Source organism: Rhodoplanes sp. SY1 (genome assembly GCF_046000175.1).
Classification (GTDB): domain Bacteria; phylum Pseudomonadota; class Alphaproteobacteria; order Rhizobiales; family Xanthobacteraceae; genus Rhodoplanes.
In genome coordinates, this window is sequence record NZ_JBEOMB010000038.1 from 82,319 (window position 1) to 106,937 (window position 24,619).

Here is a 24,619-nt window from a genome sequence, read left to right on the forward strand (position 1 = left end):
CCGCAGCCGCTCGGCCGCCGCTTCGTGGCCGGCTGCGCCGCCTTCGGGATGGGCGCGACGAGCTCGGCCAAGCTCGCCGCCGAAGCGGCGCTGCGCCACCTTCTCGCCTTCGATCTGCGCGGCGCCGCCTGGCATGCCCGCCGGGCCGTCGTCTACACGTGCAGCCGGCGCGCCACCCGGGTCTGCCTGTTCGCCACCGGGGTTCCGGTGCTGCTCGTCGGCCTCCTCTGCGGCGGCCTGTGGTGGCGGCTGACGATGGGGCCGATCCCGCTCGACATCGCCACCCCGTGGCTCACCGCGGCGATCGCCGAGAACCTCGGGAACAATTACCAGGTCGAGGTCGGCGGCACCGTCATCGAGCTCGACGAGGGCCGCCGCATGGCGGTCCGCATCCGCGACATCGTCGTCAAGGATCAGGACGGCGCCGTGGTCGCCACCGCGCCGAAGGCGGAGGCCGGCTTCACGGCCGGGACGCTGCTGTCCGGCCGGCCGCGCGCCGAGAGCATCAGCCTGGTCGGCGCCGAGATCGCGCTGCGGGTCGAGACCGACGGCAAGGTCACGGTGTTCGCCGGCGCCGACAAGCGGCCGATCGCCACCTCGCCGGTGCTCGCCGCCGCCGGCTCGACCCCGGTCGGGCTGAAGGCCGAGCCGCCGACCGGCGGCATCGCCGCCGACGTCAACGGATCGGCTGAGCCGCAGCGCGGCACCGCCGAGAGCTTCGCGGCCGTGCTCGCCTGGATCGACAGCCTCGGCAAGCTCGGGCTGGACGGCGGTGCCCTCACCGAGGTCGGCCTCAAGAGTGGCAACCTGGTCGTCGACGACCAGCGCAGCGGCCGCCAGTCGCGCTTCGAGAACATCCACGTCAGCATGACCCGGCCGCAGCCCGGCGAGCTGGCGGTCACGCTCGGCTCGCAGGATCCGGACAAGCCCTGGGTCGTGGTCGGCGCCGTCAAGACGACGCCGCAGGGGACGCGCGCCGTGCGGGTCGAGGCCCGCAAGGTCTCGGTACGCGACATCCTGATGGCGCTGCGGCTCGACGGCGGCGTCGAGTCCGACCTGCCCATCTCCGCGAGCCTCAAGGCGGAGATCGGCGCCGACGGCGTGCCGAGCTTCGCCAGCGGCCGCCTGCTCGCCGGCCCCGGCATGATCGGCGAGATCGGCGACGCGCTGAACCGCGTCACGGTCGATCGCATGGAGGCGAGCCTGGAGTGGGATGCCGCGCGCGGCATGATCGTGACGCCGTTCCAGCTGGTCTCCGGCTCCACCCGCATGACGCTGATCGGCCAGGCCGAGCCGCCGGCCGCGGCCGGCAAGCCGTGGCAGCTCGCGTTGCGCGGCGGCAGCGTCGTGCTCGGCTCGGCCGCCGACGGCGAGAACCCGCTGCTGGTCAACCGCGTCCTGATCCGCGGCCGCTTCGATCCGGCGGCCCGCCGCCTCGACATCCAGCACGGCGAGGCCGGCGGCGGCGACGTCAACGTCGCGATGTCGGGCTTCGTCGATCTCGCGACCGGCGATCCGCGCCTCGTCGTCGGCATGGCGGCCCGCAACATGTCGGCCACCTCGTTCAAGCGCATCTGGCCGCCCTTCGTGAACCCGCCGGTGCGCGAATGGGTGATGGACAACATGGCGGGCGGTACGCTCGACCGCATCGAGATCGCCACCAACGCGCCGCTCTCGACGCTACGGGCCGGCGGCCCGCCGGTGCCGGACGACGGTCTCTCGATCGAGATCGTCACCAACGGCACCCAGGTGAAGCTGATGGAGGCGCTGCCGCCGATCCGCGAGTCCGACCTCGTGATGCGGGTGCGCGGCCGCCAGATCGCCGTCGCGCTCGGCCGCGGCGTCGCCGAGCTGCCGTCGGGCCGCCGCATGACGGTGACCAACGGGCTCATCGAGGTGCCGGATTCGCACGGGCCGAAGCCGCCCGCCAAGGTGCGGGCGCGGGTCGACGGGCCGGCGCCGGCGGCGGCCGAGTTCCTCGCCCTCGACCACATCCGCGAGAGCGCCGGCGTGCCGCTCGACCCCGCCACGGTGCGCGGCACCGTGAGCGCGCAGGTGACGGTCTCGACCCGCATCGAGTCCGATCCGCCGCCCGGCACGTTCAACTACACGGTGGCGGCCGACGTCACCAATTTCGGCGTCGACAAGTTCGCGCTGTCCCAGAAGCTCGAGGCGCAGACGCTGCGGGTCGCCGCCACCCAACAGGGCTACCAGGTCAAGGGCGACGTCAAGGTCGGCGGCGTGCCGGCGGCGATCGAGTACAAGAAGGCGAAAGGCGAGGAGGATGCCGAGCTGCGGCTGACCGCGACACTCGACGACGCGGCCCGCAACAAGCTCGGCTTCGACGTCGGCAACGTCGTCGCCGGCCCGATCCCGCTGAAGGTCACGGGCAAGCTCGCGTCCAACCCCGACCAGGACAACCGGCTCCTCGTCGAGACCGATCTCGGCCCGGCTCGCATCGACAATCTGCTGCCGGGCTGGACCAAGCCGCCCGGCAAGCCGGCCAAGGCGGTGTTCACCTATGTGGGCCGCGGCAAGGCGGCGCGCTTCGAGGATCTGAGCGTCGACGGCGCCGGCGTCGGCGTGAAGGGTGGCGTCGAGATCGATCCGAACGGCGACTTCCTGGCCGCCTCGTTCCCGGTGTTCGGCCTCTCCGACGGCGACAAGGCGACCCTCAAGGCGGAGCGCGGCGCCGACGGCCTGATCAAGGTGACGATCCGGGGCGACGTGTTCGACGGGCGCGGCCTCGTCAAGTCGGTGATGGGCGGCTCGAGCCACGATCCCAAGCGCCAGAGCCCGACCATGGATCTCGACGTCGACGCCAAGATCGGCGCGCTCGCCGGCTTCAACGGCGAGGCGCTGCGCGCCGTCGACCTGAAGCTCGTGCGCCGCGGCGGCAGGATCGACGCCTTCAACCTCTCCGCCAAGATCGGGGCCGACGCGGCGCTGATCGGCGACCTGCGCGGCCGCGTCGGCGGCGGCGGCCAGGTGATCTATGTCGACAGCAAGGACGCCGGCGCGCTGTTCCGGTTCACCGACGTCTATCCGCGCATGTTCGGCGGCCAGATGTGGGTCGCCATGGACCCGCCGAGCCCCGACCAGCGGCCGAAGGAGGGCGTCCTCAACGTCCGGGACTTCTGGGTGCGCGGCGAGGCCTCGCTCGATCGCGTCGCCGCGTCCGGGGCGCCCGGCATGCAGAACCCGGGCGTCGAGTTCTCCCGCATGCGGGTCGAGTTCTCCAAGTCGCCGGGCCGGCTGACGCTGCGCGACGGCGTGGTGCGCGGCCCGATGGTCGGCGCGACGCTCGAGGGCGCGCTCGACTTCGCCGCCAACGAGGTGCGCATGCGCGGCACCTTCGTGCCGCTCTACGGGCTCAACAACGCCTTCGGCCAGATCCCGATCGTCGGCCTGTTCCTCGGCGGCGGCGACAAGGAAGGCCTGCTCGGCGTCACCTACGAGGTGGTCGGCACGCCCGGCGCGCCGGTGCTGCGCGTCAACCCGATCTCGGCCGTGGCGCCCGGCGTGCTGCGCAAGTTCTTCGAGTTCCCGAGCACGCTGTCCGGCGGCGACCGCGGCGGCACCGCGCCGGACGTGCGCTCGGCGATTCAGTGAGGCTCCGTCGTGCCGTGAGCCTCGTGTCCCGGGCGCGGCGCATCGCGCCGCGAACCGGGACCCAGGGGCGATCAGGCAAGATGGTCGTCGTGCCGCCCGTCGTGCGGCCCGTCGTGCCGCCCCTGGGCCCCGGCTCGGCGGCGCATCAGGCCTGCGGCCCGATGCGCCTTGTCCGGGGCACGCGGCCGACGAGCGGGACGCTGCTTCGGCTCCCACCAGCGACGCAAGGCGCCGACCCCCGCCTCACGCCTCGACGAACTCGCTCGCCCGATATCCTTGTGCGTAGAGCAGCGCCGTGAGGTCGGCGTGGTCGATGCGGGCGTCGGCGGCGGCCGCGACGGCGGGCTTGGCGTGATAGGCGACGCCGAGGCCGGCCTCGTCGATCATCGCGAGGTCGTTCGCCCCGTCGCCGACCACCATGGTGTCGTGCTGGGCGAGGCGCAGCTTTTCACGGCGCTCGTGCAGGGTGGTGCGCTTCGCCTCGCGGCCGATCAGCGGCGGCAGCACGCGCCCGGTGAGGCGCTTGTCGGGGCCGATCTCCAACATGTTGCCGACATGCTCGGCGAACCCGATCGTCGCGCCGACCCGTGCCGTGAACAGCGTGAAGCCGCCGGAGACGAGGCAGGTGTGGGCGCCGTTCGCCGCCATGGTGCGCACCAGCGCACGCGCCCCGGGCGTGATGGTGATGCGGGTCTCGATCACCTCGTCGATGAAGGAGAGCGGCAGGCCGGCGAGCAGCGCGACGCGCTCGACCAGGGCCGGCTCGAAGGCGATCTCGCCCCGCATCGCCCGCTCGGTGATGGCCGCGACATGAGCCTTGCGGCCGATCATGTCGGCGATCTCGTCGATGCATTCCTGACCGATCATGGTCGAGTCCATGTCGGCGAGAAGCAGCCGCTTGCGCCGGTCGGCGAGCGGCTGGACGACGACGTCGATGGGCCGCGGCGCGAGGATTTCACGCAGCCGTGTCGCGAGCGCCCGCTCGTCGAGCGCGCCGCGCGGCGTGAACGGCAGGTCGACCGCGATGCCGGGGGCGAGCCAGTCGGGCAGCCCGGGCGACGGCAGCGCGGTGCGCGCCAGCGCCGCCGTCCCGCCATCGAGGTCGGGCGAAGCGGGATCGACGATCAGGGTGGCGACGTGGGTCATGGAGAAAGCGGCCCGCCTCAATCCAGCACGTGGCTGACCATGCCGTCGGCGAGCTTGGGCTCGAACCAGGTGGATTTCGGCGGCATGATCTCGCCGGCGTCGGCGACCGCCATCAGGTCGACCATCTGGGTCGGGTAGAGCGAGAAGGCCGCCGCCGCGTCGCCGGCCTGCACGCGCCGGGCCAGCTCCTCGACGCCGCGACCGCCTCCGACGAAGTCGATGCGCTTGTCGCGGCGCTGGTCGGTGATGCCGAACAGCGGCTCGATCGCGTTCTTCGTCAGCAGCGTGATCGGCAGCCGCCCGACCGGGTCGTCGGCCGGCACCAGCTCGGGATGCAGGGTCAGCGCGTACCAGGCGCCGTCGACGAACAGACCGACTTCGTGGCTCGCGGCCGGGCGCACCGGGCCGTCGGCGAGCGTCACGTCGAAGCGTTCGCCGAGCGCGGCGAGCAGCTCCGTCGGCGTTCGGCCGTTGAGATCCTTCATCAGCCGGTTGTAGTCGAGGATCGTCATCTGGTGGTCGGGAAACATCACGGCGAGGAACTGGCCGTGCGACCCCGGCCCGCCGCGCTCGGCGGCGACCCGCGAGGCCGCCGCCGAGCGATGGTGGCCGTCGGCGATGTAGAGGTTCGGCAGCGCGTCGATGGTTCGGGTGAGCTGGGCTACGGTCTCGGGTCCGTCCACCACCCACATCTCGTGGCGCACGCCGTCGTCGGCCGTGACGTCGACGGCGCGCTCGGTCTGGGTGACCTGGGCGAGCAGCGCGTCGAGGCTGTCGCAATCCCGATAGGCGAGCATCACGGGGCCGGTCTGGGCGCCGACGGCGTCGATCTGGCGGACGCGATCGTCCTCCTTGGCCGGCGTGGTCAGCTCGTGCTTGCGGATGCGGTTGGTGTCGTAGTCGGCGACCGAGGCGGCCACCGCGAGGCCGGTCTGCACCCGGTCGCGCCAGGTCAGCCGGTACACGTAATAGCCCGGCACGTCGTCGCGGATCAGCACGCCCTCTTCGATCATCCGGTCGAGATTCTCGCGCGCCTTGGCGTAGACGGCGGGCGCGTAGGGGTCGATGCCCGGATCGAGGTCGATCTCCGGCTTGGAGATGTGCAGGAAGCTCCACGGCTTGCCGGCGGCGCGGGTGCGAGCCTCGTCGCTCGACAGCACGTCGTAGGGGGGCGCCAGAACCTCGGCGGCACGACCCGGCGCGGGGCGGAGGGCACGGAAGGGCTGGACCAGGGGCACGGGAACTCTCCGACGGGGGGTCGTTTTTTCGGCCCCGGTTTAGCACCTCGGACGCGCGGGGGAAGGGAGAGAGTTGCCGTTCGGTGCGGCGTTCGGCCGAAATGGCCTCGATCCGGGTCATTCCGGGGCGCGCCGAAGGCGCGAACCCGGAATCCAGCGGCGAACTCCACGGCCTGGGCTGGATTCCGGGTTCGACGCTGCGCGTCGCCCCGGAATGACGGAGGCTTGGTCTTTTCAATAGAGCAGGTGCGGCCGCCGCGCCTCGGCCCAGGCGTCCTCGTCGGGCCGGGTCAGGGCGTCGAGGTCGGCCGGCGTCGTGGCCGGGTCGTCCACCCAAATGCGCAGGTCCGGGCCGCCATTGATGACGTCGATGGCGAGGCGTGTGAGCTCGTACTCGTAGGGAAAAACGCGCCACAGCGGATAGTCGCCGTAGAGCGTTCGGATCGCCTTGAAGGCGAGCGCCTGCAGCCGCCAGGGCCGGAACGCGGCGTGGTCGTAGACCGGCGCCTCGGCGTGGACGTGAACGCCGTGGCAGAGTTTTCCCACGTGCTTGTGGAAGGTCGGCTCGAACCAGATTTCGCGAAGCGCACAGCCGGCGAGCCACTCCGGTGCCAGTCGCGCCATCTCGGCCAGCACGGCGCGGGCGTCGATGTCGGGGGCGCCGAACAGCTCCAGCGGGCGGGTCGTGCCGCGCCCTTCCGACAGCGTCGTGCCTTCGAGCATCACGGTGCCGGCATAGGCGCGCGCCATCGCGAGGTTCGGGGCGTTGGGACTGGGGTTGACCCACACCCGCTCGCCGAGCGGCCAGCCGAAGCCGGGTGCGGCCTCGGGGGCCCAGCCCTCCATCGCGACGACGCGGTACTCGACGTCGAGCTTTTTCGTCGCGACGAACCAGGCGCCCATCTCGCCGAGCGTGAGCCCATGCCGCATCGGCATAGGACCGGCGCCCACAAAACTCTCCTGGCCGGGGCGCAGCGTCAGTCCCTCGATCGGGCGGCCGGCCGGGTTGGGGCGGTCGAGCACCCACACGGCCTTGCGGCGGCGCGCGGCCGCTTCCAGGACGTAGAGCAGCGTGGTCACGAACGTGTAGATGCGGCAGCCGAGATCCTGCAGGTCGACGAGGAGCACGTCGAACGTGTCCATCATGGCGTCGGTCGGCCGTCGCACCTCGCCGTAGAGGCTGAACACCGGGATGCCATGCACCGGATCGGTGAAGTCGGCCGACTCCACCATGTTGTCCTGCTTGTCGCCGCGCAGCCCGTGCTGCGGCCCGAAGGCCGCCGTCAGCCGCACGTCGCCACAGACGGCGAGCGCATCGAGCGAATGCGTCAGGTCGCGCGTCACCGACGCCGGATGGGCGAGCAGCGCCACGCGGCGCCCGGCGAGCGGCGCCCGCAGCGACGGATCGGCGAGCAGCCGGTCGATTCCGAATCTCATCAGCTCACACCTCGACGGCTCATGCTGTACAGGGCGGCAGCGCAGCCGCAAAGCCGTCGGCGTGATGGAAGTCGGGTCGTCCGGGCGGGTGCGCCAGCGCCCAGTAGGCGAGGCGCCCGTCCGTGTCCTCGATGACGGCCGAGAGGCCGAGCCGCAGGGGCGCATCGGCCGACGTCGTCGCCAGGTGTCCGAGCGTCAGCGTCGCCCGCAGCGTGACTCGGCCTGCATCGCGACGAATCTCGATCGCCGGCGCCGCGACGTCGTCGGCCTCGCGCATGCCGCTGCGATACGCATCGAACCGATAGGCGGCCCAGGCGGTCGAGGGCGACAGGTTGAACTCCAGATAGCCCTCGCCGCCGTGGTCCCGGAAAAAGGCCTCGCAGCAGGTGTGCCGCCACAGGCCGTCGGCGCGGGCGGGCGCCGTCGGCGCCGGCCAGCGGAGCGCGTCGACGCGGCCGGCGATCCCATAGGTCAGCATTAGCCGGTCGGGCGCGGGGCGGACGACCTCGACCGTGATGGCGTCGACGGCCGGGCAGGGCGTGGCGGGGTGGGGGTGCAAGGGCAGGCGCATTCGGAGATCGTATACCGCATCGGCAGTCTCGGACCCGTCATGCCCGCGCTCGTCGCGGGCATCCACGTCTTTCGGATGGGCCGGACAGCGAAGGCGTGGATGGCCGGGACGAGCCCGGCCATGACGACGCGGGAGGTCGTGGTCGCCACATAATCTGCACCGCGCCTCCGTACCGTCGGTGCGCCGGACTTTTCGGATCGGGAGGGCTGCATGGCGCCGCTGATCGCGCTGACCGGGGCGACCGGATTCATCGGGCGGCATCTGCTCGCGGCCTTGCCGGCGCAGGGGTTCCGGGTGCGGGCGCTGTTGCGGCGGCCGGCCGAGCTGCCGGCGAGCGCCACCGGCGCCGTGATCGGCGACATCGCGCGGCCGCAGAACATGGCGGCGGCGCTCGCCGACGTCGACGCGATCGTCCACTCGGCGGCGCTGACACCCGGTTCGCCGGACCTTTCCGGCCAGACCGGCCTCACCGGCACGCCGGCGGACGACTACCGGACCATGAACACGCAGGCGACGGTCGCGCTCGCCCGCGCCGCGCAGCGCGCCGGGGTGAAGCGTTTCGTCTTTCTCTCCTCGATCCGGGCCCAGACCGGGCCGAGTGCGCCGGGTGTCGTCACCGAGGAGAGCCCGCCGGCACCCGAATCCGACTACGGCCGCTCCAAGCTCGCCGCCGAGGAGGGCTTGGCCGGGCTCGATATCGACTGGGTGGCGCTGCGTCCGGTCCTGGTCTACGGCCCGGGCGTGCGGGGCAACATGGCCGGGCTCCTGCGCCTCGCCCGGACGCCGTGGCCGCTGCCGCTAGGCGGCGTGACGGCGGGCCGCTCGCTGCTCGCGGTGGAGAACCTCGCCACCGCCGTCGCTGCGGTCCTGGCGCATCCCGAGCCGCTGTGCCGCGCCTTCGTGGTCGCCGACCGTGAGGTTCTCACTGTCGCCGAGATGATCGCGGCGCTGCGCCATGGGCTCGGCCGCGCCCCCGGGCTTCTGCCCGTGCCGGCGTCGCTGCTGCGGGTCGGCTGCGCCGTCACCGGGCGGACCGAAACGTTCCGCCGCCTCGCCGAGCCGCTGGTGGTCGACGCCTCGGCGCTGGCCGCGCTCGGCTGGAGGCCGACCGTGACCACGCCCGAAGGCCTCGCGCGGCTGTCGCGCGAGACGCCCTGACGCGAGGATTTCGACGCGCCGCCGCGGCGCGGGTCAGGCGGCGGCGCTGCCGGCCTTGGCGGCCGCTCGCGCGGCGGCGTCCCGCTCCGCGGCGAGGCGCTCGGCCCTGGCCTGCCGCTCGGCGGTGGCCCGCTCGGCCGCCGTCCGGGCCCAGCCCAGCATCGTCTCGAGGCCGGTGTGGAACGCCTCCGCCTGGAGCAGCGCGAGATGCTGAGGGGTGCGATGGCGCATGAAGGCGGTCATGCGGTCGCCCGACAGCACATCGAGATAGCGGCGCGTCCACTCCGAGAAGTCGGTCGAGGCGCGCAGCGCCGCCCCGAGGAGTTCGGCGTTTGAGCGCGCGACCATGTCGAGATGGGCGCGGGCGCAGGCGTTCATGTGCGTCGTCATCTCGGCGCCGACGACCAGCATGTTCCGCGCCATCGCGGTGTTCCGCTGGAAGACATCGACACCGGCCGGCGCCGTGGCGGCCGCGGCGGTCGCGTCCGCGCCGGGGACCGGGAGCGGGCGTCCGGGGTCGTTCGGCGCCGCCCGGCGGCGCGGCGGCGGGGTCGGCACCCATTGCCCGATGGTGAAGACGCCGGGGGCCGGATCGGCGTCGTCCGGAACGCTGGGCGGCGCCTCGCCTGGCGCCAGCACGATCGGGGGTGGGACGGTCTCGACCGCCTGGTCGAGAGGTGCATGCTGGTCCATCGTGGTCTCCATCGGGGGTGACGTCAGACTTCCGGCATTCCGACTTCGTTATCTCGCATCAATTCCCGATTCTCGTGACGGTTTTGCGGTCGGGAGATTCAATCCGAGCGCGGCAACTCAGTTCCGTATTACCTCTCAATTTCTTGCGGCGGCCCGTCCTGGACGCGACTCGGCGCCGAAAAGTCTCAGCATTCACGCCGAACGAGGATGCGGCACGACAGCGCTGCCGGGAGGCCCGGCACCGTCCAGTGACATCGCCCCGCCCTGCGGAGGTGGACGCCAGTCGGTCACCGGACGGTGGTGAAAACGTTTTCATCAAGCCGAGGGCGTCGAGGGAGGTGGTCCGTGCAGTCGTCCGGCGGTCCGGGCATCCCCCCGGGGTCACTCCGCCGGGGTGATCCGCAGGATGCGGCCGTCGTCTTCGTCGGTGGTGACCAGAACCTCGCCGTCGAGGCCCTGGCGGACATTGCGGATGCGGGTGCCGAGCGGGATGCGCTCCTCGGCCGCCACGGCCTCGCCGTCGAGCGTGAGGCGGACGAGGCCGCGCGCGGTCAGGCCGCTGATCAAGAGGCTGCCGCGCCAGCCGGGGATGCGGTCGCCCGTGTAGAAGGTCATGCCCGAGGGCGAGATCACCGGCGTCCAGTGGCGGACCGCGTCGGCGAACTCCGGCCGGGTCGGCGGGTTCGGGATCGGGCGGCCGTCGTAATGCGTGCCCCAGCTCACCAGCGGCCAGCCGTAGTTCTTGCCAGCCTGCGGGATGTTCAGCTCGTCGCCGCCGCGCGGCCCCATCTCGGTCGTCCACAGGACGCCGGTGTCGGGGTGGATGGCGCCGCCGAGCGGGTTGCGGTGGCCGTAGGACCAGATCTCCGGGCGGACGTTCTTCTGGTTCACGAAGGGGTTGTCGTCCGGCACCGAGCCGTCGGGGCGGATCCGCACCACCTTGCCGAGATGGGTGCCGAGATCCTGGGCGGGATCGAACTTGAAGCGCTCACCGAGCGTCACGAACAGCGTGCCGTCGCGCCGGAAGGCGATGCGCGAGCCGAAATGGTTGCCGCCCGAGACCTTCGGGAGCTGGCGGAAGATCACCCGCACGTCCTCCAGCGCGCCGTCGCCGAGCCGGGCGCGCGCCACCGCGGCGCCGGCGCCGCCGTCGCCCGGCTCCGCATAGGTGATGTAGACGGTGCGGTTGTTCGCGAAGTCCGGATCGAGAGCGACGTCGTGCAGGCCGCCCTGGCTCTGGGCGAACACGGCCGGCACGCCCTTCAGGGGCGGCGAGACGGTGCCGTCACGCGAGACCATGCGCAGCCGGCCGGCCCGCTCGGTGACCAGCATGCGGCCGTCGGGCAGCACGGCGAGGCCCCACGGGTGGTCGAGCCCGCCCGCGACCGTGCGCACCAGCAGCGGCCCGGAGCGGCTGTCGATGCGGCGCTCGGCAGCGCTCGATGATTGGGCCGCTGCCGGTCCGCCGGACAGCAGTCCGCCCGTCAGCAGGGCGAGCGCGAAAAGGGCGGTCGCGGTCGATCGCGGTCGCATCGGGGGCTCCTGTTCGTGGTCGCGGTGATCCGATCTCAACCCGAGGCTGGAGGGGGCGTTCCGACCGTGCGGCGTTCGCGCGCGCAGTCGGGTCCGGTCGAAGACTTTTCGCCTTCTGCGGCGGCAGCGTGACGGGCCGGCCTGTGCTAAGGGGGCGGCCCACCGCCTCGATGGTTCCCCGGCCCGATCTCCCGCGCGAAAAGAATGTCCGACCTCGACGCCATCCTGATCGCCGGACCGACCGCGAGCGGCAAGTCGGCGCTCGCGCTGGCGCTGGCCGAAACGCTCGGCGGCGTGGTGGTCAACGCCGACTCGATGCAGGTCTACGGCGATCTGCGCATCATCACGGCACGCCCGACGCCGGACGAGGAGGCGCGCGTGCCGCATCGCCTCTACGGCCACGTCGATGCCGCGGTGAATTTCTCCGTCGGCCACTATCTGCGCGATGCGCGGACCGTGCTCGCCGACGTGCGGGCGGCGGGGCGCCTGCCGATCTTCTGCGGCGGCACCGGGCTCTACTTCAAGGCGCTGACGAAAGGCCTGTCACGGGTGCCGCCGGTGCCGTCGGACATCCGTGATCAGGTCCGTGACACGTTGGAAAAACTCGGGCCGGAGGGACTTCATGCGGCGCTCGCCGCGGAGGACGCCGGCGAGGCGGCCCGCCTGCAGCCGCGCGACCGGCTGCGGGTCGCCCGCGCCCTCGAGGTGCTGCTGGCGACCGGCCGGCCGTTGTCGGCCTGGCATGGCGAGACCGATCCGCCGCTGCTCGATCCGGCCCGGGTGCTCACGGCCTTTCTGGCGCCGGACCGCGCGACCCTCTACGCCCGCATCGACGCGCGCTTCGTCCGCATGATGGAGGAGGGCGCCCTGGAGGAGGTCCGGGCGCTCGGGGCGCGACACCTCGACCCGCTCCTGCCGGCCATGCGGGCGCACGGCGTACCGGGCCTGCTGGCGTATCTCTCCGGCACCTTTTCGCGCGAGGCCGCGGTTGAAAAAGGCCAGGCCGACACCCGCCACTACGCCAAGCGCCAGTTCACCTGGTTCCGCCACCAGCTCCCGGACTGGCCGTGGCTCGCGCCGGAAGTGGCGCGCGACGATCTGCTCCGCCGCGCAGCGGCTTTCCAGACGGGATCTTGCCGAACGGAATAACGGCGCGCAGCGCGGCCAGGATCGCCACCGCGAGGCCGACGACCAGCACCCAGGCGGCCGGACGCAGGCCGAACGACACGTCGAGATTGGCGGCGAGCACCAGCGTGGGGTCGACCCCCGTGGTGACGCCGTACCAGGCCGCCTCGCCGAGCGCGGTCATGATCGCGGCGGCGATCGCGAGCAGTCCGAGCCGCAGCGGGCCGAGGTCGCCGACAGTGCGGTAGGCGACCCGGTAGAGCAGCAGCCACGCCAAAAAGCCCGCCATCATGATCGACTCGGTGACGTCGAGCTTGGTCTGCATGAGGAAGTGCAGGATCGCCAGCACGGCGATCGGGTAGGCGAGGCGGTGCAACGCCTGCCAGCGCGGGCCGCCGAGGCGGCGCACCATGCCGTCCGTGGACGTGATGGCCAGCGCGGTCAGGCCGAGGAAAGCCACGAAGCCGATGGTGAGATAGACGCGCAGCGCGATCTCGCTGGCGATCTTCACGATGTCGAGCTTCTGGTCGAAGCCGTAGAGCGTCAGGTGAAGGGCCGCATAGGCGAAGGCCGCCACCCCGATGGTCCGCCGCGTCAGGATCAGCTTGGGCGCCCCGAAGATACGCCGGGCCGGCGTGACGGCGAGCGACAGCAGGAGGAAGCGCACCGCCCACGAGCCGGTCTGGTGGATCGCCTCGTTGAACGGCCGCGGCCCGAGCCCGCCCGTGGCGGTCAGCCAGGCGAGCCACAGGGCCGGCAGGCAGACGAGGACGAAGGCGACGATCTTCGGGGCCGACCAGCGGCCGTTGCGCTCACGCAGAAAGGGCATGCAGAACCTCGGGGGTGGGGGCGACCCTGACGGTCGGCGGCCACTTCGGCAAGTCCGACGCGGCGCCGCACGCGAACACGGCCGGTCACGATCGCCGGAGCGGGGCCGGCCGCCGCCGGCGCCGCGGGGCGCACTCGAAATCGTCATACGAAGCGCGGATTTGCGGTGTTACGTCCTTGACCCCGCAAGGGGGCTCCTCTATAAGGCCGGCAACTTTAGACGCGAAGAGATCGATCATGCGCAATATTGTTTCGCTGCTCATCGTAGGCGGGCGCGCCATCCGGGGATCGTCCTGAACGATCCGGCCGGGATGGCGTGCTGCACACAAGGGCCCTGGCGGCCCTTTTTTCATGCCTGACGGCAGGGCACTCAGCGACTCACTTGGCGACCTGCCGAACCTTACCGAACCCGAACCACAGTTTGTCCCGAGAGACCGGCCGACGGCCGAGGCGAGACACGAGGCGGAGAAAGCCATGACGAAGGAGATGACCGGCGCCGAGATGATCATCCAGGCGCTGATCGACCAGGGGGTCGAGCACATCTTCGGCTATCCGGGCGGCGCGGTGCTGCCGATCTACGACGCGCTGTTCCACCAGGACAAGGTGCGCCACGTGCTGGTGCGCCACGAGCAGGGCGCCGTGCACGCGGCCGAGGGCTATGCGCGCTCGACCGGCAAGGTCGGCTGCGTGCTGGTCACCTCGGGCCCAGGCGCCACCAACGCCGTCACGGGCCTCGCCGACGCGCTGTGCGACTCGATCCCGATCGTCTGCATCACCGGCCAGGTGCCGACCCACCTGATCGGCAACGACGCCTTCCAGGAGTGCGACACGGTCGGCATCACCCGGCCCTGCACCAAGTACAACACGCTGGTGAAGAGCATCGAGGAGCTGCCGCGCGTCCTGCACGAGGCGTTCCACATCGCCGCGAGCGGCCGGCCCGGCCCGGTCGTCATCGACGTGCCGAAGGACATCCAGTTCGCCACCGGCACCTACTCGCGGCCGAAGGCGTTCGCGCATCGCGGCTACGCGCCGAAGCCGAAGCCCGATCCGCGCCGCATCGAGGAGGCGGTGTCGCTGATGCGCACCGCGCGGCGGCCGGTGTTCTACACGGGCGGCGGCGTCATCAACTCGGGCCGCAAGGCGACCGAGCTCCTGCGCCAGCTCGTCCGCGCCACCGGCTTCCCGATCACCTCGACCCTGATGGGGCTCGGCGCCTATCCGGCCTCCGATCCGCAGTGGCTCGGGATGCTCGGCATGCACGGCACCTACGAGGCCAACCTGTCGATGCACGAATGCGACCTGATGATCTGCATCGGGGCGCGCTTCGACGACCGCATCACCGGCCGGCTCGACGCCTTCTCGCCCGGCTCGCGCAAGATCCACGTCGACATCGACCCGTCGTCGATCAACAAGAACGTCAAGGTCGACGTGCCGATCCTCGGCGACTGCACCGAGGTGCTGGAGGAGATGCTGCGGCTGTGGACGGCGCAGCCGGGCGACGCCCACGGCGCCGCGCACAAGACCTGGTGGAAGCGGATCGAGCAGTGGCGGGCCCGCAAGAGCCTCGCCTACAAGGCCTCGACCGACGTGATCAAGCCGCAATACGCGATCCAGCGGCTCTACGAGCTGACCAAGGACCGCGACACCTACATCACGACCGAGGTCGGCCAGCATCAGATGTGGGCCGCGCAGTTCTACGGCTTCGAGGAGCCGAACCGCTGGATGACCTCGGGCGGGCTGGGCACCATGGGCTACGGCATCCCGGCCGCGGTCGGCGTGCAGCTCGCCCATCCGGGCGCGCTGGTCGTCGACATCGCCGGCGAGGCGTCGGTGCTGATGACCATGCAGGAGATGTCGACCGCGGTGCAGTACCGGCTGCCGATCAAGATCTTCATCCTCAACAACCACTACATGGGGATGGTGCGGCAGTGGCAGGAGCTCCTGCACGGCGGCCGCTACTCGCAGAGCTACTCGGAGGCGCTGCCGGACTTCGTCAAGCTCGCCGAGGCCTATCACGGCGTCGGCATGCGCTGCGAGAAGCCGGGCGATCTCGACGCCGCCATCAAGGAGATGATCGCGGTCGACAAGCCGGTGATCTTCGACTGCGTGGTCGACCCGTCGGAGAACTGCTTCCCGATGATCCCGTCGGGTCGCGCCCACAACGAGATGCTCCTGGGTGACGCCGCCGAGAAGCTCGACGAGGCGATCACCGAGGAAGGCAAGATGCTGGTCTGAGACCTGATCATCACGCACCCCGCTCCGGCGGAGCGGGGTGGATGTCATTCGGGGCAGGGAATTTTCTCATCATGAACGCCATCACGCCGACCTCCGGCAGCACCTCGCACTATCCGTCCGCCCATGTGGCGCAGGCGATCGAGACCCACACGCTCGCCGTCATCGTCGACAACGAGCCGGGCGTCCTCGCCCGCGTCATCGGCCTGTTCTCCGGCCGCGGCTACAACATCGAGAGCCTGACGGTGTCCGAGACCGAGCACCAGAAGCACCTGTCGCGCATCACCGTGGTGACGCGCGGCACGCCGATGGTGATCGAGCAGATCAAGAACCAGCTCGACCGCATGGTGCCGGTGCACCGGGTCGTCGACATGACCGTGTCGGCGCGGTCGATCGAGCGCGAACTCGCGATGGTGAAGGTGCGCGGCAAGGGCGACCATCGGGTCGAGGCGCTACGGCTGGCCGACGCCTTCAAGGCGCGCGTCATCGACGCGACGATCGAGAGCTTCGTGTTCGAGATCACGGGCGGGGCCGAGAAGATCGACCAGTTCGTCAGCCTGATGCTGCCGCTGGGCCTCGTCGAGGTCTCGCGCACCGGCGTCGTCGCCATCGCCCGCGGCCCGGAAGGGATGTGAGGCGGCGGCGCGCTCACCGGCGCGCCGGCTCGCTGCTTCCCTCTCCCCGCACGCGGGGAGAGGGTGGCTCGGACCGAAGGTCCGTATCCACGAGACGCCCCCTCACCCGACATCCGCGCTGAGCGCGCGAATGTCGACCTCTCCCCGCCAGCGGGGAGAGGTGACGGGCGGCGGCGGTGGACCTTCCGCGATCCCGGATATACATTGTGTATCCGAAGAGGATGCCATGAAGGTCAAGGTCTCGAAATGGGGCAACAGCCTCGGGGTGCGGCTGCCCAAGGCGGCGGCCGATGCCGCGGGCCTCACCGAGGGCAGCGAGGTCGACGTGGTGGTCGAGGGCCGCGAGCTGCGGCTGAAGCCGGCGGCGCGTATTCCGCGGTACCGTCTCGCAGACATGATGGCCGAGATGGATCGGCTGGGTCCGGAGAATCGGCCGCCGCTCGTCGATTGGGGACCGGACGTCGGGGCGGAAATCATCGATGACGACTACAGCCGAGGCCTCCTCCCAACTCCAGGCCGGGGATCTGGTGTGGGTCGACCTGCGTCCGACCCGCGGCCGCGAGCAAAGCGGCGTCCGTCCGGCCGTGGTGCTGACCGATCATGAATTCCACCGCCGCGGCGAGACGGCGATCGTCTGTCCGATCACCCGCAACACCACCCCATGGCCGACCAAGGTCGTTCTACCGAAAGGGCTCGCCGTGAGCGGAGCGGTGCTGGTCGATCAAATCCGTGTTCTCGATCGCACCACCCGAGGATTTCGGCTCATCGGTCAGGTGCCGCCAGATGTGCTCGCCGAGGTTCGCGGACGATTGGCGGCGTTGCTCGGGATAGACCTCGACAGCCCACTGCAACCACTGAGCTGATCCACGATTCGCGGGCTTGTCCCGGTCCCGCGTACCTCTTAAGAACCCACCCACGGCAGCCCGGTTCTCGGGGCCTGCCGGACCCGCAACGACCAGGGCGGCCGGCCCGCCGAGAAGGGGAATTCCCATGCGTGTCTATTACGATCGCGACGCCGACCTCAATCTGATCAAGACCAAGAAGGTCGCGATCGTCGGCTTCGGCAGCCAGGGCCACGCCCATGCGCTCAACCTGCGCGACTCCGGCGTGAAGAACGTCGCCGTCGCCCTGCGTCCGGGCTCCGCCAGCGCCAAGAAGGCCGAGGCCATGGGCCTGCCGGTGATGACGGTCGCCGAGGCGGCCAAGTGGGCCGACGTGATGATGATGCTCACGCCGGACGAGCTGCAGGCCGACATTTACGCGGCCGAGATCGCCGGAAACATCCGCGAGGGCGCCGCGCTGATGTTCGCGCACGGCCTCAACGTCCACTTCAACCTGATCGATCCCAAGAAGGACATCGACGTCCTGATGGTCGCGCCGAAGGGCCCCGGCCACACGGTGCGGGCCGAGTACGAGCGCGGCGCCGGCGTGCCCTGCCTCCTCGCCATCCACCAGGATCCGTCGGGCAACGCCCACGACATCGGCCTCTCCTACGCCTCGGCGATCGGCGGCGGCCGCGCCGGCATCATCGAGACGACCTTCCAGGAGGAGTGCGAGACCGACCTGTTCGGCGAGCAGGCGGTGCTGTGCGGCGGCGCCGTGGAGCTGATGAAGGCCGGCTTCGAGACGCTGGTCGAGGCCGGCTACGCGCCCGAGATGGCCTATTTCGAGTGCGTGCACGAGCTCAAGCTGATCGTCGACCTCATCTACGAGGGCGGCATCGCGACCATGAACTACTCGATCTCCAACACGGCCGAGTACGGCGAGTACAAGTCCGGCCCGCGCCTGATCACGGCGGAGACCAAGGCCGAGATGAAGAAGGTGCTGGCCGACATCCAGTCGGGCGCCTTCGTGAAGGACTGGATGCTGGAGAACAAGGTCAACCAGGCCTCGTTCAAGGCGATCCGCGCCAACATGGCGAAGCACCCGATCGAGGAGGTCGGCGCCAAGCTGCGCGAGATGATGCCGTGGATCAAGCAGCGCGCCATGGTCGACAAGAGCAAGAACTGAGCGGACCCGTCCGCGGGCCAACCTGGACCAGGCTCGCCTGGACCTGTTTTTTGCGAAGGGTCGCCGCAAGGCGGCCCTTTTTCGTGTGTGACGCCACGTGTGCGACGCCACGTGTCTGCGACGCGCTTCACCTCTCCCCGCGCGCGGGGAGAGGTCGACGTTCGCGCGATCAGCGCGGACGTCGGGTGAGGGGGCGTCTCCGCGAGTCTCGAGGTCTCGGTGTGCGGAAGCGCCCCCTCACCCGACTCGCCTCTGCGAGGCGAGCCACCCTCTCCCCGCGCGGCGGGGAGAGGGAACCGGCGCGTGCCGCCGCCCGACAACGACATGGCAGCCTCTTTGATTCCGGTTGAATCCCGCGCCGCCGCCCGATATCGACGAAGACCAACAAGGGCTCGCCAAGGGTCCGGGGACCCACGTGCCCGCCGAACGTCCACGGGAGGACTGAATGAAGCTGAAGACCCTGGCCGTCGCCGCCGCGACGGCGCTCGCCGTGCTCGCCGCGCCGCTGTCGCCGGCGGTCGCCCAGACAGCGTCGGCGCCCGAAAAGCCGAAGGTGGTGCTCGGCGTCGGCGGCAAGAACCTCCTCTACTACCTGCCCCTCACGCTCGCCGAGAAGCTCGGCTACTTCAAGGAGCAGGGGCTCGACGTGACGATCACGGATTTCGGCGGCGGCGCGAAGTCGCTGCAGTCGCTGATCGGCGGCTCGGCCGACGTCGTCACCGGCGCCTACGAGCACACGATCCGGATGCAGGCGAAGGGCCAGGAGATCCGCGCCGTCGCCGAGCTCGGCCGCTTCCCCGGCATCGTGCTCGCCGTCCGCAAGGACAAGGCCGCCCAGGTCAAGTCGTTCAAGGACCTGAAGGGCATGAAGATCGGCGTCACGGCGCCGGGCTCGTCGACCAACTTCTTCCTCAACGCGCTCCTCGCCAAGGACGGCCTGAAGGCGACCGACGTGTCGATCATCGGAGTCGGCGCCGGCATGTCGGCCGTCGCCGCGATGAAGAAGGGCGAGCTCGACGCCATCTCCAATCTCGATCCCGTCATCACCAAGCTGGTGCAGGACGGCGACGTGGTCGTGATGGCCGACAGTCGCACCGAGGCCGACAACGAGAAGCTGCTCGGTGGCAACAACCCGGCCGCGGTCGTCTATCTCAAGGCGGACTTCATCGAGAAGAACCCGGAGACCACGCAGCGCATCGTCAACGCCTTCTACAAGACGCTGCAGTGGCTCAAGACCGCGACCCCCGAGGACGTCGCGAAGACGGTGCCGGAGGAGTACCACCTCGGCGACCGCGGCCTCTACATGGCGGCCTTCACGGCGTCCAAGCCGATGTACTCGACGACCGGCATCATCCCGGAGAAGGGCATGCAGAACGCCCTCGACATGCTGGTGCAGTTCGACGAGGACATGAAGACCGCCAAGATCGACCTGAAGCGCACCTTCGACGATCGCTTCGTGAAGAAGGCCGCCGGCACGATGTGAGCCGTTTTCGTCCGCTCGTCCCCGCGAAGGCGGGGACCCAGGGGTGCCACGGTATGCCGCCCCTGGATGCCCGCTTCCGCGGGCATGAGCGGAGATCGGGACGGCGTCCACTTGACCTCGCCGCCGTCACGGGGGAGACCGGGGCGGCCGCGCGAGCCGCGCGGCGTCCGGGTGGAGGGGCTGCGGCCCGCGGCCGGAGCACCCCCCGAGCGTCCGTGCGCCAGCGCCCGGACCGCAGGCCCGGACGGCACGCCCCGGAATGTACGCCCCCCGTCTCACCGTCCCGCACACGCTGCTGGCGCTCCTCGTCGCCGGCATCTGGGGCGTCGCCTTCGTCTTCACCAAGCTCGGGCTCGACAGCTTCTCGCCGCTCGTGCTCACGACGCTGCGCTTCTCGACCTCGGCGCTGCCGCTCCTGGTGGTACCGCGGCCGAGGATCGCGCTCGGCCCGACCGTCGCGATCGGGCTGACGTTGTTCGTCGGCCAGTTCATGTTCCTGTTTCTCGGCATCACGCATGGCGTGCCGCCCGGTCTCGCCGCCGTGATCCTGCAGACCCAGTCGATGTTCACGGTGGCGCTCGCCGCCGCGATCTACCACCAGTATCCGACCAGCCGACAGACCGTGTCGCTCGTCGTCGCGGCCGCCGGCCTCGCCTGCATCGGTGGCACGGTGGGGCAGGAGTTCGACGTGTGGGCGCTCCTGTTGATGCTCGGCTCGCCGCTCAGCTTCGCGGTCGGCAACCTGCTGCTGCGCAAGGCGGGACAGAACGACATGGTGGCTCTGATGTCCTGGCTGAGTCTCGTGCCGCCGCTGCCGTGCCTGGCGCTGGCGCTCACGCTCGAAGGCCCGACCGCGGTCGGGCAGAGCCTGGTCGCGGCGCCGTGGATCGCCTGGGTGGCGGTGCTCTATCTCGCCTTTGCCGGCACGACGATCGCCTTCGCGGCGTGGGGCGCGCTGCTGCGCCGCTACGGCGTCGCCACCATCGCGCCATTCGCGCTGCTGGTGCCGTTCATCGGTGCGATCTCGTCGAGCCTCGTGTTCGGCGAGACCTTCGGCCCGCTGCGCCTCGCCGGCATGGCCCTGGTGCTCGTCGGCCTCGCCATCCTGATGGTGCCGACCCGCAAGCGCGCGTGAGCGCGCCCGCCGGGAAGGGATTTGCGCCGCGCCGCCGCAGGCTGTAGGGGTTCCGGACCGCTCCGACGCACCCCCGCCAACGTCATGCCCATGAACATCCTGTCGATCCAGTCGCACGTCGCCTACGGCCATGTCGGCAACGCCTCCGCCGTGTTCCCGCTGCAGCGGCTCGGCTGCGAGGTGTGGCCGATCCACACGGTGCAGTTCTCCAACCACACCGGCTACGGCGCCTGGAAGGGCCGCGTCTTCGACGGTGGCATGATTGGCGAATTGCTGGAGGGCATCGCCGAGCGCGGCGCGCTCACCGCTTGCGACGGCGTGCTGTCCGGCTACATGGGCGGCGCCGACATCGGCGAGGCGATCCTCGAGGCGGTCGGCAAGGTGCGGGCCGCCAACCCCAAGGCGCGCTACTGCTGCGACCCGGTGATCGGCGACGTCGGCCGCGGCGTCTTCGTGCGGCCCGGCATCCCCGAGTTCATGCGGGCGCGCGCCGTGCCGGCCGCCGACATCATCACGCCCAACCAGTTCGAGCTCGAGTATCTGGCCGACCGCACGACCGGCACGCTCGCCGACGCCGTGAAGGCGGTCGACATCGTCCATCTGCTCGGGCCGAAGGTGATCCTGGTCACCTCGCTGCACACCGACGAGACGCCGGCCGACGCCATCGATCTGCTCGCCTCGGGTCCGGACGGCCGTTTCCGCCTGCGCACCGAGAAGCTCGACATCGCGATCAACGGCGCCGGCGACGCCATCGCGGCGCTGTTCTTCTTCCATTACATGTCGACCGGCTCGACCGCCGAGGCGCTCTCGCGTGCCGGCTCGTCGATCTTCGGGCTGTTGAAGCGCACGGTCGCGGCAGGCTCCCGCGAGATCCTCACGGTCGCGGCCCAGGACGAGTTCGTGACACCCTCGCGCGTCTTCACGCCCGAGCCGGTGTGACCGGCATGGCCCGCCGCTTCGTCACCCTCGACGTGTTCACGGCGAAAAAATTCGCCGGCAATCCGCTCGCCGTCGTGCTCGACGCCGACGGGCTCGACGCCGCCGCGATGCAAGCCATCGCGAAAGAGTTCGCGCTGTCCGAGACCGTGTTCGTGCTGCCGCCGGACGATCCGGTGAATCGCGCGCGGCTGCGCATCTTCACGCCGGCCCGCGAACTGCCCTTCGCCGGCCATCCGACGATCGGCACCGCGGTGCTGCTCGCACGCCTCGACGGCGGCACGGCGCCACGCGAGATCGTGGTGGAGGAGGGCGTCGGCCCGGTGCGCTGCACGGTGACGCCACGAGACGACGAGCGCGGCACGGCGCGCTTCGACCTGCCACGGCTGCCCGAGGCGGTCGCCGGCACGCGCGACGCCGCGACGATCGCGGCGGCGCTCGGCCTCGCCGCGGGCGAAATCGGCTTCGACGGCTTCGCGCCGGCGGACTGGTCGGCCGGCGTCGCCTTCACGCTGGTGCCGCTCGCCAGCCGCGACGCGGTCGCCCGCGCGACGCCCGACATGCGCCACTGGGCGGCGGCCTTCGGCACGCAGGGGCATCCGGCCGCCTTCGTGTTCAGCCGCGAGACGGCCGTGCCGGGCCGTGCCTTCCATGCCCGCATGTTCGCCCCGAGCCTCGGCATCGCCGAGGACCCGGCGACCGGCGCCGCGGTCGCGGCCTTCGCCGGCGCGGTGGCGCGCCACGACGGGCTTCCCGACGGCACCCACACGCTGGTGATCGAGCAGGGTTTCGAGATGGGCCGCCCGAGCCTGATCATGGTGTCGCTGGTGTTGCGAGGCGGCGCGCTCGTCACGGCCGCGATCGGCGGCGACGCTGTGGTGATGAGCGAGGGGCGCCTCCTCGTCTGATCACGAGGGGCGCGGGGGCAGCTCATGATGAAGGCGTCGCAGGACCGGACGGCCGTGAACGACCTCGACGTGATTCCGATCGAAGCCCTAGACCTCCGGCTGGAGCCGTTCGACTGGCCGTTCGCGGCCGCGCGGCGCGCCGAGATCGACGCGCATTTCGACGCGCTCCGGCGCCGCCTGCCGCATGTCTGGAACGGCCGTATCCTTCTCGTGCGCGACTGGGCCGTCGACGACGGCACGCTGCGGGCGCGCCTGTTCGAGACCGACTATGCGAGCTTCATGGCGTGGCGCGACTGGGGCTGGCCGGACACGGGCGTGACCAACGCCTTCGCCATGGGGGCGCTGCGCGGCCGCGACGGCGGCTTCCTGCTCGGCGAGATGGCGTCGGGCACGGCGAACCAGGGCAAGATCTACTTTCCCTGCGGCACGCCGGACCCGAGCGACGCGCGCGACGGCATCGTCGACTTCGCCGGCAGCATCGCGCGTGAAATGCAGGAGGAGACCGGCATCGGCAGCGAGGCCTACACGGCCGGCCCGTGGGCCCTGGTGCCGGCCGGGCGGCTGCTCGCCGTCATCCGCCGGCTTGAGGCGCGTGTTCCGGCCGCCGCGCTGTGCGAGACGGCCCGCGCCCACATCGCCGCCGAGGCGGACCCGGAGCTTGCCCGGGTCGTCGCCGTCCACGGCCCGGCCGATCTCGGCCCCGGCGTCCTCGACTTCGTCCGCGCCTATCTGCTGCACGCCTGGGCCTGAACGCACAGGCGTCGCTGGTCGAGACCACGGAGCGACCGACGTCGTCACCGACGTCGCGCGCCGCTCTCCGCCGGCCTGTCGCGTCGCTGTCATGCAGCCTCGCTAGGGGGCTGGTGAAAGCCTATGCGCTTGTGCGGCGCGGCGGCAGGCTCGCCCGCATCGTCGAGGAGATCGTCACGCTGCCGCCGGCCATCCCGGGCCTCGCGCTGGCGCTGATTCCACCTGCCCCAGCCCGAGACCCGACGCATGTTGATCGCCCAAATCTCCGACCTCCATGTCCGGCCCGCCGGCGTGCTCGCCTACGGTGTCTCCGAGACCAACGCCTATGCCGAGCAGGCCGTCCACGCGCTCGCGCGGCTGCAGCCGGCGCCGGACCTCGTGATCGTCACGGGCGATCTCACCGACGCCGGGATGCCGGAGGAGTACGGGATTCTCACGGCTCTCTTCGATCGGCTGCCGATGCCGGTCTACTGCATCGCCGGCAATCACGACCGCCGCGCCATGATGCGGGCGGCGTTCGGGCCGAAGGGCTACCTGCCGGCGGAGGGCCGGCTCGACTTCGTGGTGGAGACGCGGCCGGTGCGGCTCGTCGGGCTCGACAGCCTGTGGGAGGGCCACGGCGCCGGCCGACTGGAGCCGGAGTCGCTCACGTTCCTGGCCGACGCGCTCGGCGACGCGCCCGAGGTGCCCACGATCGTCGCCGTGCACCATCCGCCGTTCGTCTGCGGCATCGGCCACATGGACCGCATCCGCCTGCTCGACGGCGCCGACCATCTCGCCGCGATCGTCGCGGCGAACCCGCAGGTCGAGCGGGTGATCACCGGGCATCATCACCGGCCCGTGGCGGTGCGCTGGGCCGGCACCATCTGCCAGATCGCGCCGTCGGTCGCCCATCAGGTGACGCTGACGCTGACGCCGGACGCGGCCTCCGACTTCGTGCTCGAGCCGCCGGCCTTCCTGCTGCACAAATGGATCGAGGGCACCGGCCTCGTCACCCACCAGGCCTATGTGCAGCGCGCGCCGGGGCCGTTCCCGTTCTTCGCCGCCGAGCCGGCGGCGGTCGGGTGATCGGATCGGATTTTATAGGATCCCAGTATGCCGCCGCCTGCCCCGGACAAGGCGCTGCAGGCCGCAGGCCTGTTGTGCCGCAGAACCGGGGCCCAGGGGCCGCTGAAATGGACCCCGAGCC

Annotated in this window: 22 protein-coding genes and 1 pseudogene; 16 read left to right on the plus strand and 7 right to left on the minus strand. The window is 71.0% G+C overall.

What is annotated here, in order from left to right:
* The first annotated feature begins 24 nt into the window (after positions 1 to 24).
* A complete protein-coding gene (locus ABTU92_RS11280) occupies positions 25 to 3,612 on the plus strand; it encodes a DUF3971 domain-containing protein (RefSeq protein WP_408090589.1) in 3,588 nt (1,195 codons plus the stop codon).
* 243 nt (positions 3,613 to 3,855) lie between these two features.
* Here the strand turns inward: ABTU92_RS11280 and serB are convergent, their stop codons facing one another.
* Together serB and ABTU92_RS11290 are read right to left on the minus strand one after the other, a co-directional pair.
* Positions 3,856 to 4,758 carry a phosphoserine phosphatase SerB gene (serB, locus tag ABTU92_RS11285; protein WP_408090591.1) on the minus strand — a complete coding sequence of 301 codons (903 nt, stop codon included), beginning with the start codon at positions 4,756 to 4,758 and terminating at the stop codon, positions 3,856 to 3,858.
* 17 nt (positions 4,759 to 4,775) lie between these two features.
* The gene (locus ABTU92_RS11290; RefSeq protein WP_408090593.1) at positions 4,776 to 5,996 is read right to left on the minus strand and encodes a DUF1015 domain-containing protein; all 1,221 of its coding nucleotides are present in this window, start codon (positions 5,994 to 5,996) and stop codon (positions 4,776 to 4,778) included.
* A gap of 83 nt (positions 5,997 to 6,079) precedes the next feature.
* Here ABTU92_RS11290 and ABTU92_RS11295 point away from each other — a divergent pair, with 83 nt between their 5' ends.
* Complete coding sequence (locus ABTU92_RS11295) at positions 6,080 to 6,214, plus strand: hypothetical protein (protein WP_408090595.1); 135 nt, start codon at positions 6,080 to 6,082, stop codon at positions 6,212 to 6,214.
* A 16-nt stretch (positions 6,215 to 6,230) separates the two neighbouring features.
* Here ABTU92_RS11295 and ABTU92_RS11300 read toward each other — a convergent pair whose 3' ends face one another.
* Together ABTU92_RS11300 and ABTU92_RS11305 are read right to left on the minus strand one after the other, a co-directional pair.
* A complete protein-coding gene (locus tag ABTU92_RS11300) occupies positions 6,231 to 7,433 on the minus strand; it encodes an exo-beta-N-acetylmuramidase NamZ domain-containing protein (protein WP_408090597.1) in 1,203 nt (400 codons plus the stop codon).
* Positions 7,434 to 7,452: 19 nt separating this feature from the next.
* The gene (locus ABTU92_RS11305; protein WP_408090599.1) at positions 7,453 to 8,004 is read right to left on the minus strand and encodes a DOMON-like domain-containing protein; all 552 of its coding nucleotides are present in this window, start codon (positions 8,002 to 8,004) and stop codon (positions 7,453 to 7,455) included.
* Between the two features lie 210 nt (positions 8,005 to 8,214).
* Between ABTU92_RS11305 and ABTU92_RS11310 the strand changes: the two genes are divergently transcribed.
* Positions 8,215 to 9,162, plus strand: a complete 948-nt coding sequence (locus ABTU92_RS11310) for an NAD-dependent epimerase/dehydratase family protein (RefSeq protein WP_408090601.1) — start codon at positions 8,215 to 8,217, stop codon at positions 9,160 to 9,162.
* A gap of 33 nt (positions 9,163 to 9,195) precedes the next feature.
* Here the strand turns inward: ABTU92_RS11310 and ABTU92_RS11315 are convergent, their stop codons facing one another.
* Positions 9,196 to 9,855 carry a hypothetical protein gene (locus ABTU92_RS11315; protein ID WP_408090603.1) on the minus strand — a complete coding sequence of 220 codons (660 nt, stop codon included), beginning with the start codon at positions 9,853 to 9,855 and terminating at the stop codon, positions 9,196 to 9,198.
* Between the two features lie 381 nt (positions 9,856 to 10,236).
* A complete protein-coding gene (locus tag ABTU92_RS11320; protein ID WP_408090605.1) occupies positions 10,237 to 11,388 on the minus strand; it encodes a PQQ-dependent sugar dehydrogenase in 1,152 nt (383 codons plus the stop codon).
* 204 nt (positions 11,389 to 11,592) lie between these two features.
* Here ABTU92_RS11320 and miaA point away from each other — a divergent pair, with 204 nt between their 5' ends.
* Positions 11,593 to 12,537, plus strand: coding sequence for a tRNA (adenosine(37)-N6)-dimethylallyltransferase MiaA (miaA, locus tag ABTU92_RS11325; RefSeq protein ID WP_408090607.1), 945 nt, complete (start codon positions 11,593 to 11,595; stop codon positions 12,535 to 12,537).
* On the opposite strand, the gene ABTU92_RS11330 is transcribed toward miaA, so the two are convergent.
* Positions 12,422 to 13,342: a sulfite oxidase heme-binding subunit YedZ gene (locus tag ABTU92_RS11330; protein ID WP_408090609.1), complete on the minus strand. Its 921-nt coding sequence runs from the start codon at positions 13,340 to 13,342 to the stop codon at positions 12,422 to 12,424. The genes miaA and ABTU92_RS11330 overlap by 116 nt on opposite strands.
* A 473-nt stretch (positions 13,343 to 13,815) precedes the next feature.
* Here ABTU92_RS11330 and ABTU92_RS11335 point away from each other — a divergent pair, with 473 nt between their 5' ends.
* The 12 genes and pseudogenes from ABTU92_RS11335 to ABTU92_RS11390 all read left to right on the plus strand — a co-directional run bounded on the left by ABTU92_RS11335 (position 13,816) and on the right by ABTU92_RS11390 (position 24,498).
* On the plus strand, positions 13,816 to 15,576 hold the full coding sequence (locus ABTU92_RS11335) for an acetolactate synthase 3 large subunit (protein WP_408090611.1): 1,761 nt from the start codon (positions 13,816 to 13,818) through the stop codon (positions 15,574 to 15,576).
* A 71-nt stretch (positions 15,577 to 15,647) separates the two neighbouring features.
* Entirely contained in the window at positions 15,648 to 16,208 is a 561-nt protein-coding gene (gene ilvN / locus ABTU92_RS11340) for an acetolactate synthase small subunit (RefSeq protein ID WP_111358366.1), read from the plus strand.
* A gap of 226 nt (positions 16,209 to 16,434) precedes the next feature.
* Positions 16,435 to 16,812 carry an AbrB/MazE/SpoVT family DNA-binding domain-containing protein gene (locus tag ABTU92_RS11345; RefSeq protein ID WP_408090613.1) on the plus strand — a complete coding sequence of 126 codons (378 nt, stop codon included), beginning with the start codon at positions 16,435 to 16,437 and terminating at the stop codon, positions 16,810 to 16,812.
* Positions 16,736 to 17,071, plus strand: a complete 336-nt coding sequence (locus tag ABTU92_RS11350; RefSeq protein WP_408090635.1) for a type II toxin-antitoxin system PemK/MazF family toxin — start codon at positions 16,736 to 16,738, stop codon at positions 17,069 to 17,071. Before ABTU92_RS11345 ends, ABTU92_RS11350 begins: the two co-directional genes overlap by 77 nt.
* A gap of 127 nt (positions 17,072 to 17,198) precedes the next feature.
* Entirely contained in the window at positions 17,199 to 18,218 is a 1,020-nt protein-coding gene (gene ilvC, locus ABTU92_RS11355; RefSeq protein WP_408090615.1) for a ketol-acid reductoisomerase, read from the plus strand.
* A 445-nt stretch (positions 18,219 to 18,663) separates the two neighbouring features.
* A complete protein-coding gene (locus ABTU92_RS11360; RefSeq protein WP_408090617.1) occupies positions 18,664 to 19,701 on the plus strand; it encodes an ABC transporter substrate-binding protein in 1,038 nt (345 codons plus the stop codon).
* Positions 19,702 to 19,960: 259 nt separating this feature from the next.
* Positions 19,961 to 20,836, plus strand: a complete 876-nt coding sequence (locus ABTU92_RS11365; protein WP_408090619.1) for an EamA family transporter — start codon at positions 19,961 to 19,963, stop codon at positions 20,834 to 20,836.
* Between the two features lie 90 nt (positions 20,837 to 20,926).
* The gene (gene pdxY / locus ABTU92_RS11370; protein ID WP_408090621.1) at positions 20,927 to 21,775 is read left to right on the plus strand and encodes a pyridoxal kinase PdxY; all 849 of its coding nucleotides are present in this window, start codon (positions 20,927 to 20,929) and stop codon (positions 21,773 to 21,775) included.
* A 5-nt stretch (positions 21,776 to 21,780) separates the two neighbouring features.
* On the plus strand, positions 21,781 to 22,680 hold the full coding sequence (locus ABTU92_RS11375; protein WP_408090623.1) for a PhzF family phenazine biosynthesis protein: 900 nt from the start codon (positions 21,781 to 21,783) through the stop codon (positions 22,678 to 22,680).
* Between the two features lie 24 nt (positions 22,681 to 22,704).
* Positions 22,705 to 23,430, plus strand: coding sequence for an NUDIX hydrolase (locus ABTU92_RS11380; RefSeq protein ID WP_408090625.1), 726 nt, complete (start codon positions 22,705 to 22,707; stop codon positions 23,428 to 23,430).
* A gap of 113 nt (positions 23,431 to 23,543) precedes the next feature.
* Positions 23,544 to 23,645: pseudogene (locus ABTU92_RS11385) on the plus strand (ABC transporter permease); the annotation flags it as partial.
* A 31-nt stretch (positions 23,646 to 23,676) separates the two neighbouring features.
* The gene (locus ABTU92_RS11390; RefSeq protein WP_408090627.1) at positions 23,677 to 24,498 is read left to right on the plus strand and encodes a phosphodiesterase; all 822 of its coding nucleotides are present in this window, start codon (positions 23,677 to 23,679) and stop codon (positions 24,496 to 24,498) included.
* Positions 24,499 to 24,619 lie beyond the last annotated feature (121 nt).

Excerpts from the sequence above, each read along its gene's own strand:
- serB (WP_408090591.1), bottom strand. The coding sequence starts at position 4,758 with ATGACCCACGTCGCCACCCTGATCGTCGATCCCGCTTCGCCCGACCTC.
- ABTU92_RS11300 (WP_408090597.1), bottom strand. The coding sequence starts at position 7,433 with ATGAGATTCGGAATCGACCGGCTGCTCGCCGATCCGTCGCTGCGGGCG.
- ABTU92_RS11305 (WP_408090599.1), bottom strand. The coding sequence starts at position 8,004 with ATGCGCCTGCCCTTGCACCCCCACCCCGCCACGCCCTGCCCGGCCGTC.
- ABTU92_RS11310 (WP_408090601.1), top strand. The coding sequence starts at position 8,215 with ATGGCGCCGCTGATCGCGCTGACCGGGGCGACCGGATTCATCGGGCGG.
- ABTU92_RS11315 (WP_408090603.1), bottom strand. The coding sequence starts at position 9,855 with ATGGACCAGCATGCACCTCTCGACCAGGCGGTCGAGACCGTCCCACCC.
- ABTU92_RS11320 (WP_408090605.1), bottom strand. The coding sequence starts at position 11,388 with ATGCGACCGCGATCGACCGCGACCGCCCTTTTCGCGCTCGCCCTGCTG.
- miaA (WP_408090607.1), top strand. The coding sequence starts at position 11,593 with ATGTCCGACCTCGACGCCATCCTGATCGCCGGACCGACCGCGAGCGGC.
- ABTU92_RS11330 (WP_408090609.1), bottom strand. The coding sequence starts at position 13,342 with ATGCCCTTTCTGCGTGAGCGCAACGGCCGCTGGTCGGCCCCGAAGATC.
- ABTU92_RS11335 (WP_408090611.1), top strand. The coding sequence starts at position 13,816 with ATGACGAAGGAGATGACCGGCGCCGAGATGATCATCCAGGCGCTGATC.
- ilvN (WP_111358366.1), top strand. The coding sequence starts at position 15,648 with ATGAACGCCATCACGCCGACCTCCGGCAGCACCTCGCACTATCCGTCC.
- ABTU92_RS11345 (WP_408090613.1), top strand. The coding sequence starts at position 16,435 with ATGAAGGTCAAGGTCTCGAAATGGGGCAACAGCCTCGGGGTGCGGCTG.
- ilvC (WP_408090615.1), top strand. The coding sequence starts at position 17,199 with ATGCGTGTCTATTACGATCGCGACGCCGACCTCAATCTGATCAAGACC.
- ABTU92_RS11360 (WP_408090617.1), top strand. The coding sequence starts at position 18,664 with ATGAAGCTGAAGACCCTGGCCGTCGCCGCCGCGACGGCGCTCGCCGTG.
- ABTU92_RS11365 (WP_408090619.1), top strand. The coding sequence starts at position 19,961 with ATGTACGCCCCCCGTCTCACCGTCCCGCACACGCTGCTGGCGCTCCTC.
- pdxY (WP_408090621.1), top strand. The coding sequence starts at position 20,927 with ATGAACATCCTGTCGATCCAGTCGCACGTCGCCTACGGCCATGTCGGC.
- ABTU92_RS11375 (WP_408090623.1), top strand. The coding sequence starts at position 21,781 with ATGGCCCGCCGCTTCGTCACCCTCGACGTGTTCACGGCGAAAAAATTC.
- ABTU92_RS11380 (WP_408090625.1), top strand. The coding sequence starts at position 22,705 with ATGATGAAGGCGTCGCAGGACCGGACGGCCGTGAACGACCTCGACGTG.
- ABTU92_RS11390 (WP_408090627.1), top strand. The coding sequence starts at position 23,677 with ATGTTGATCGCCCAAATCTCCGACCTCCATGTCCGGCCCGCCGGCGTG.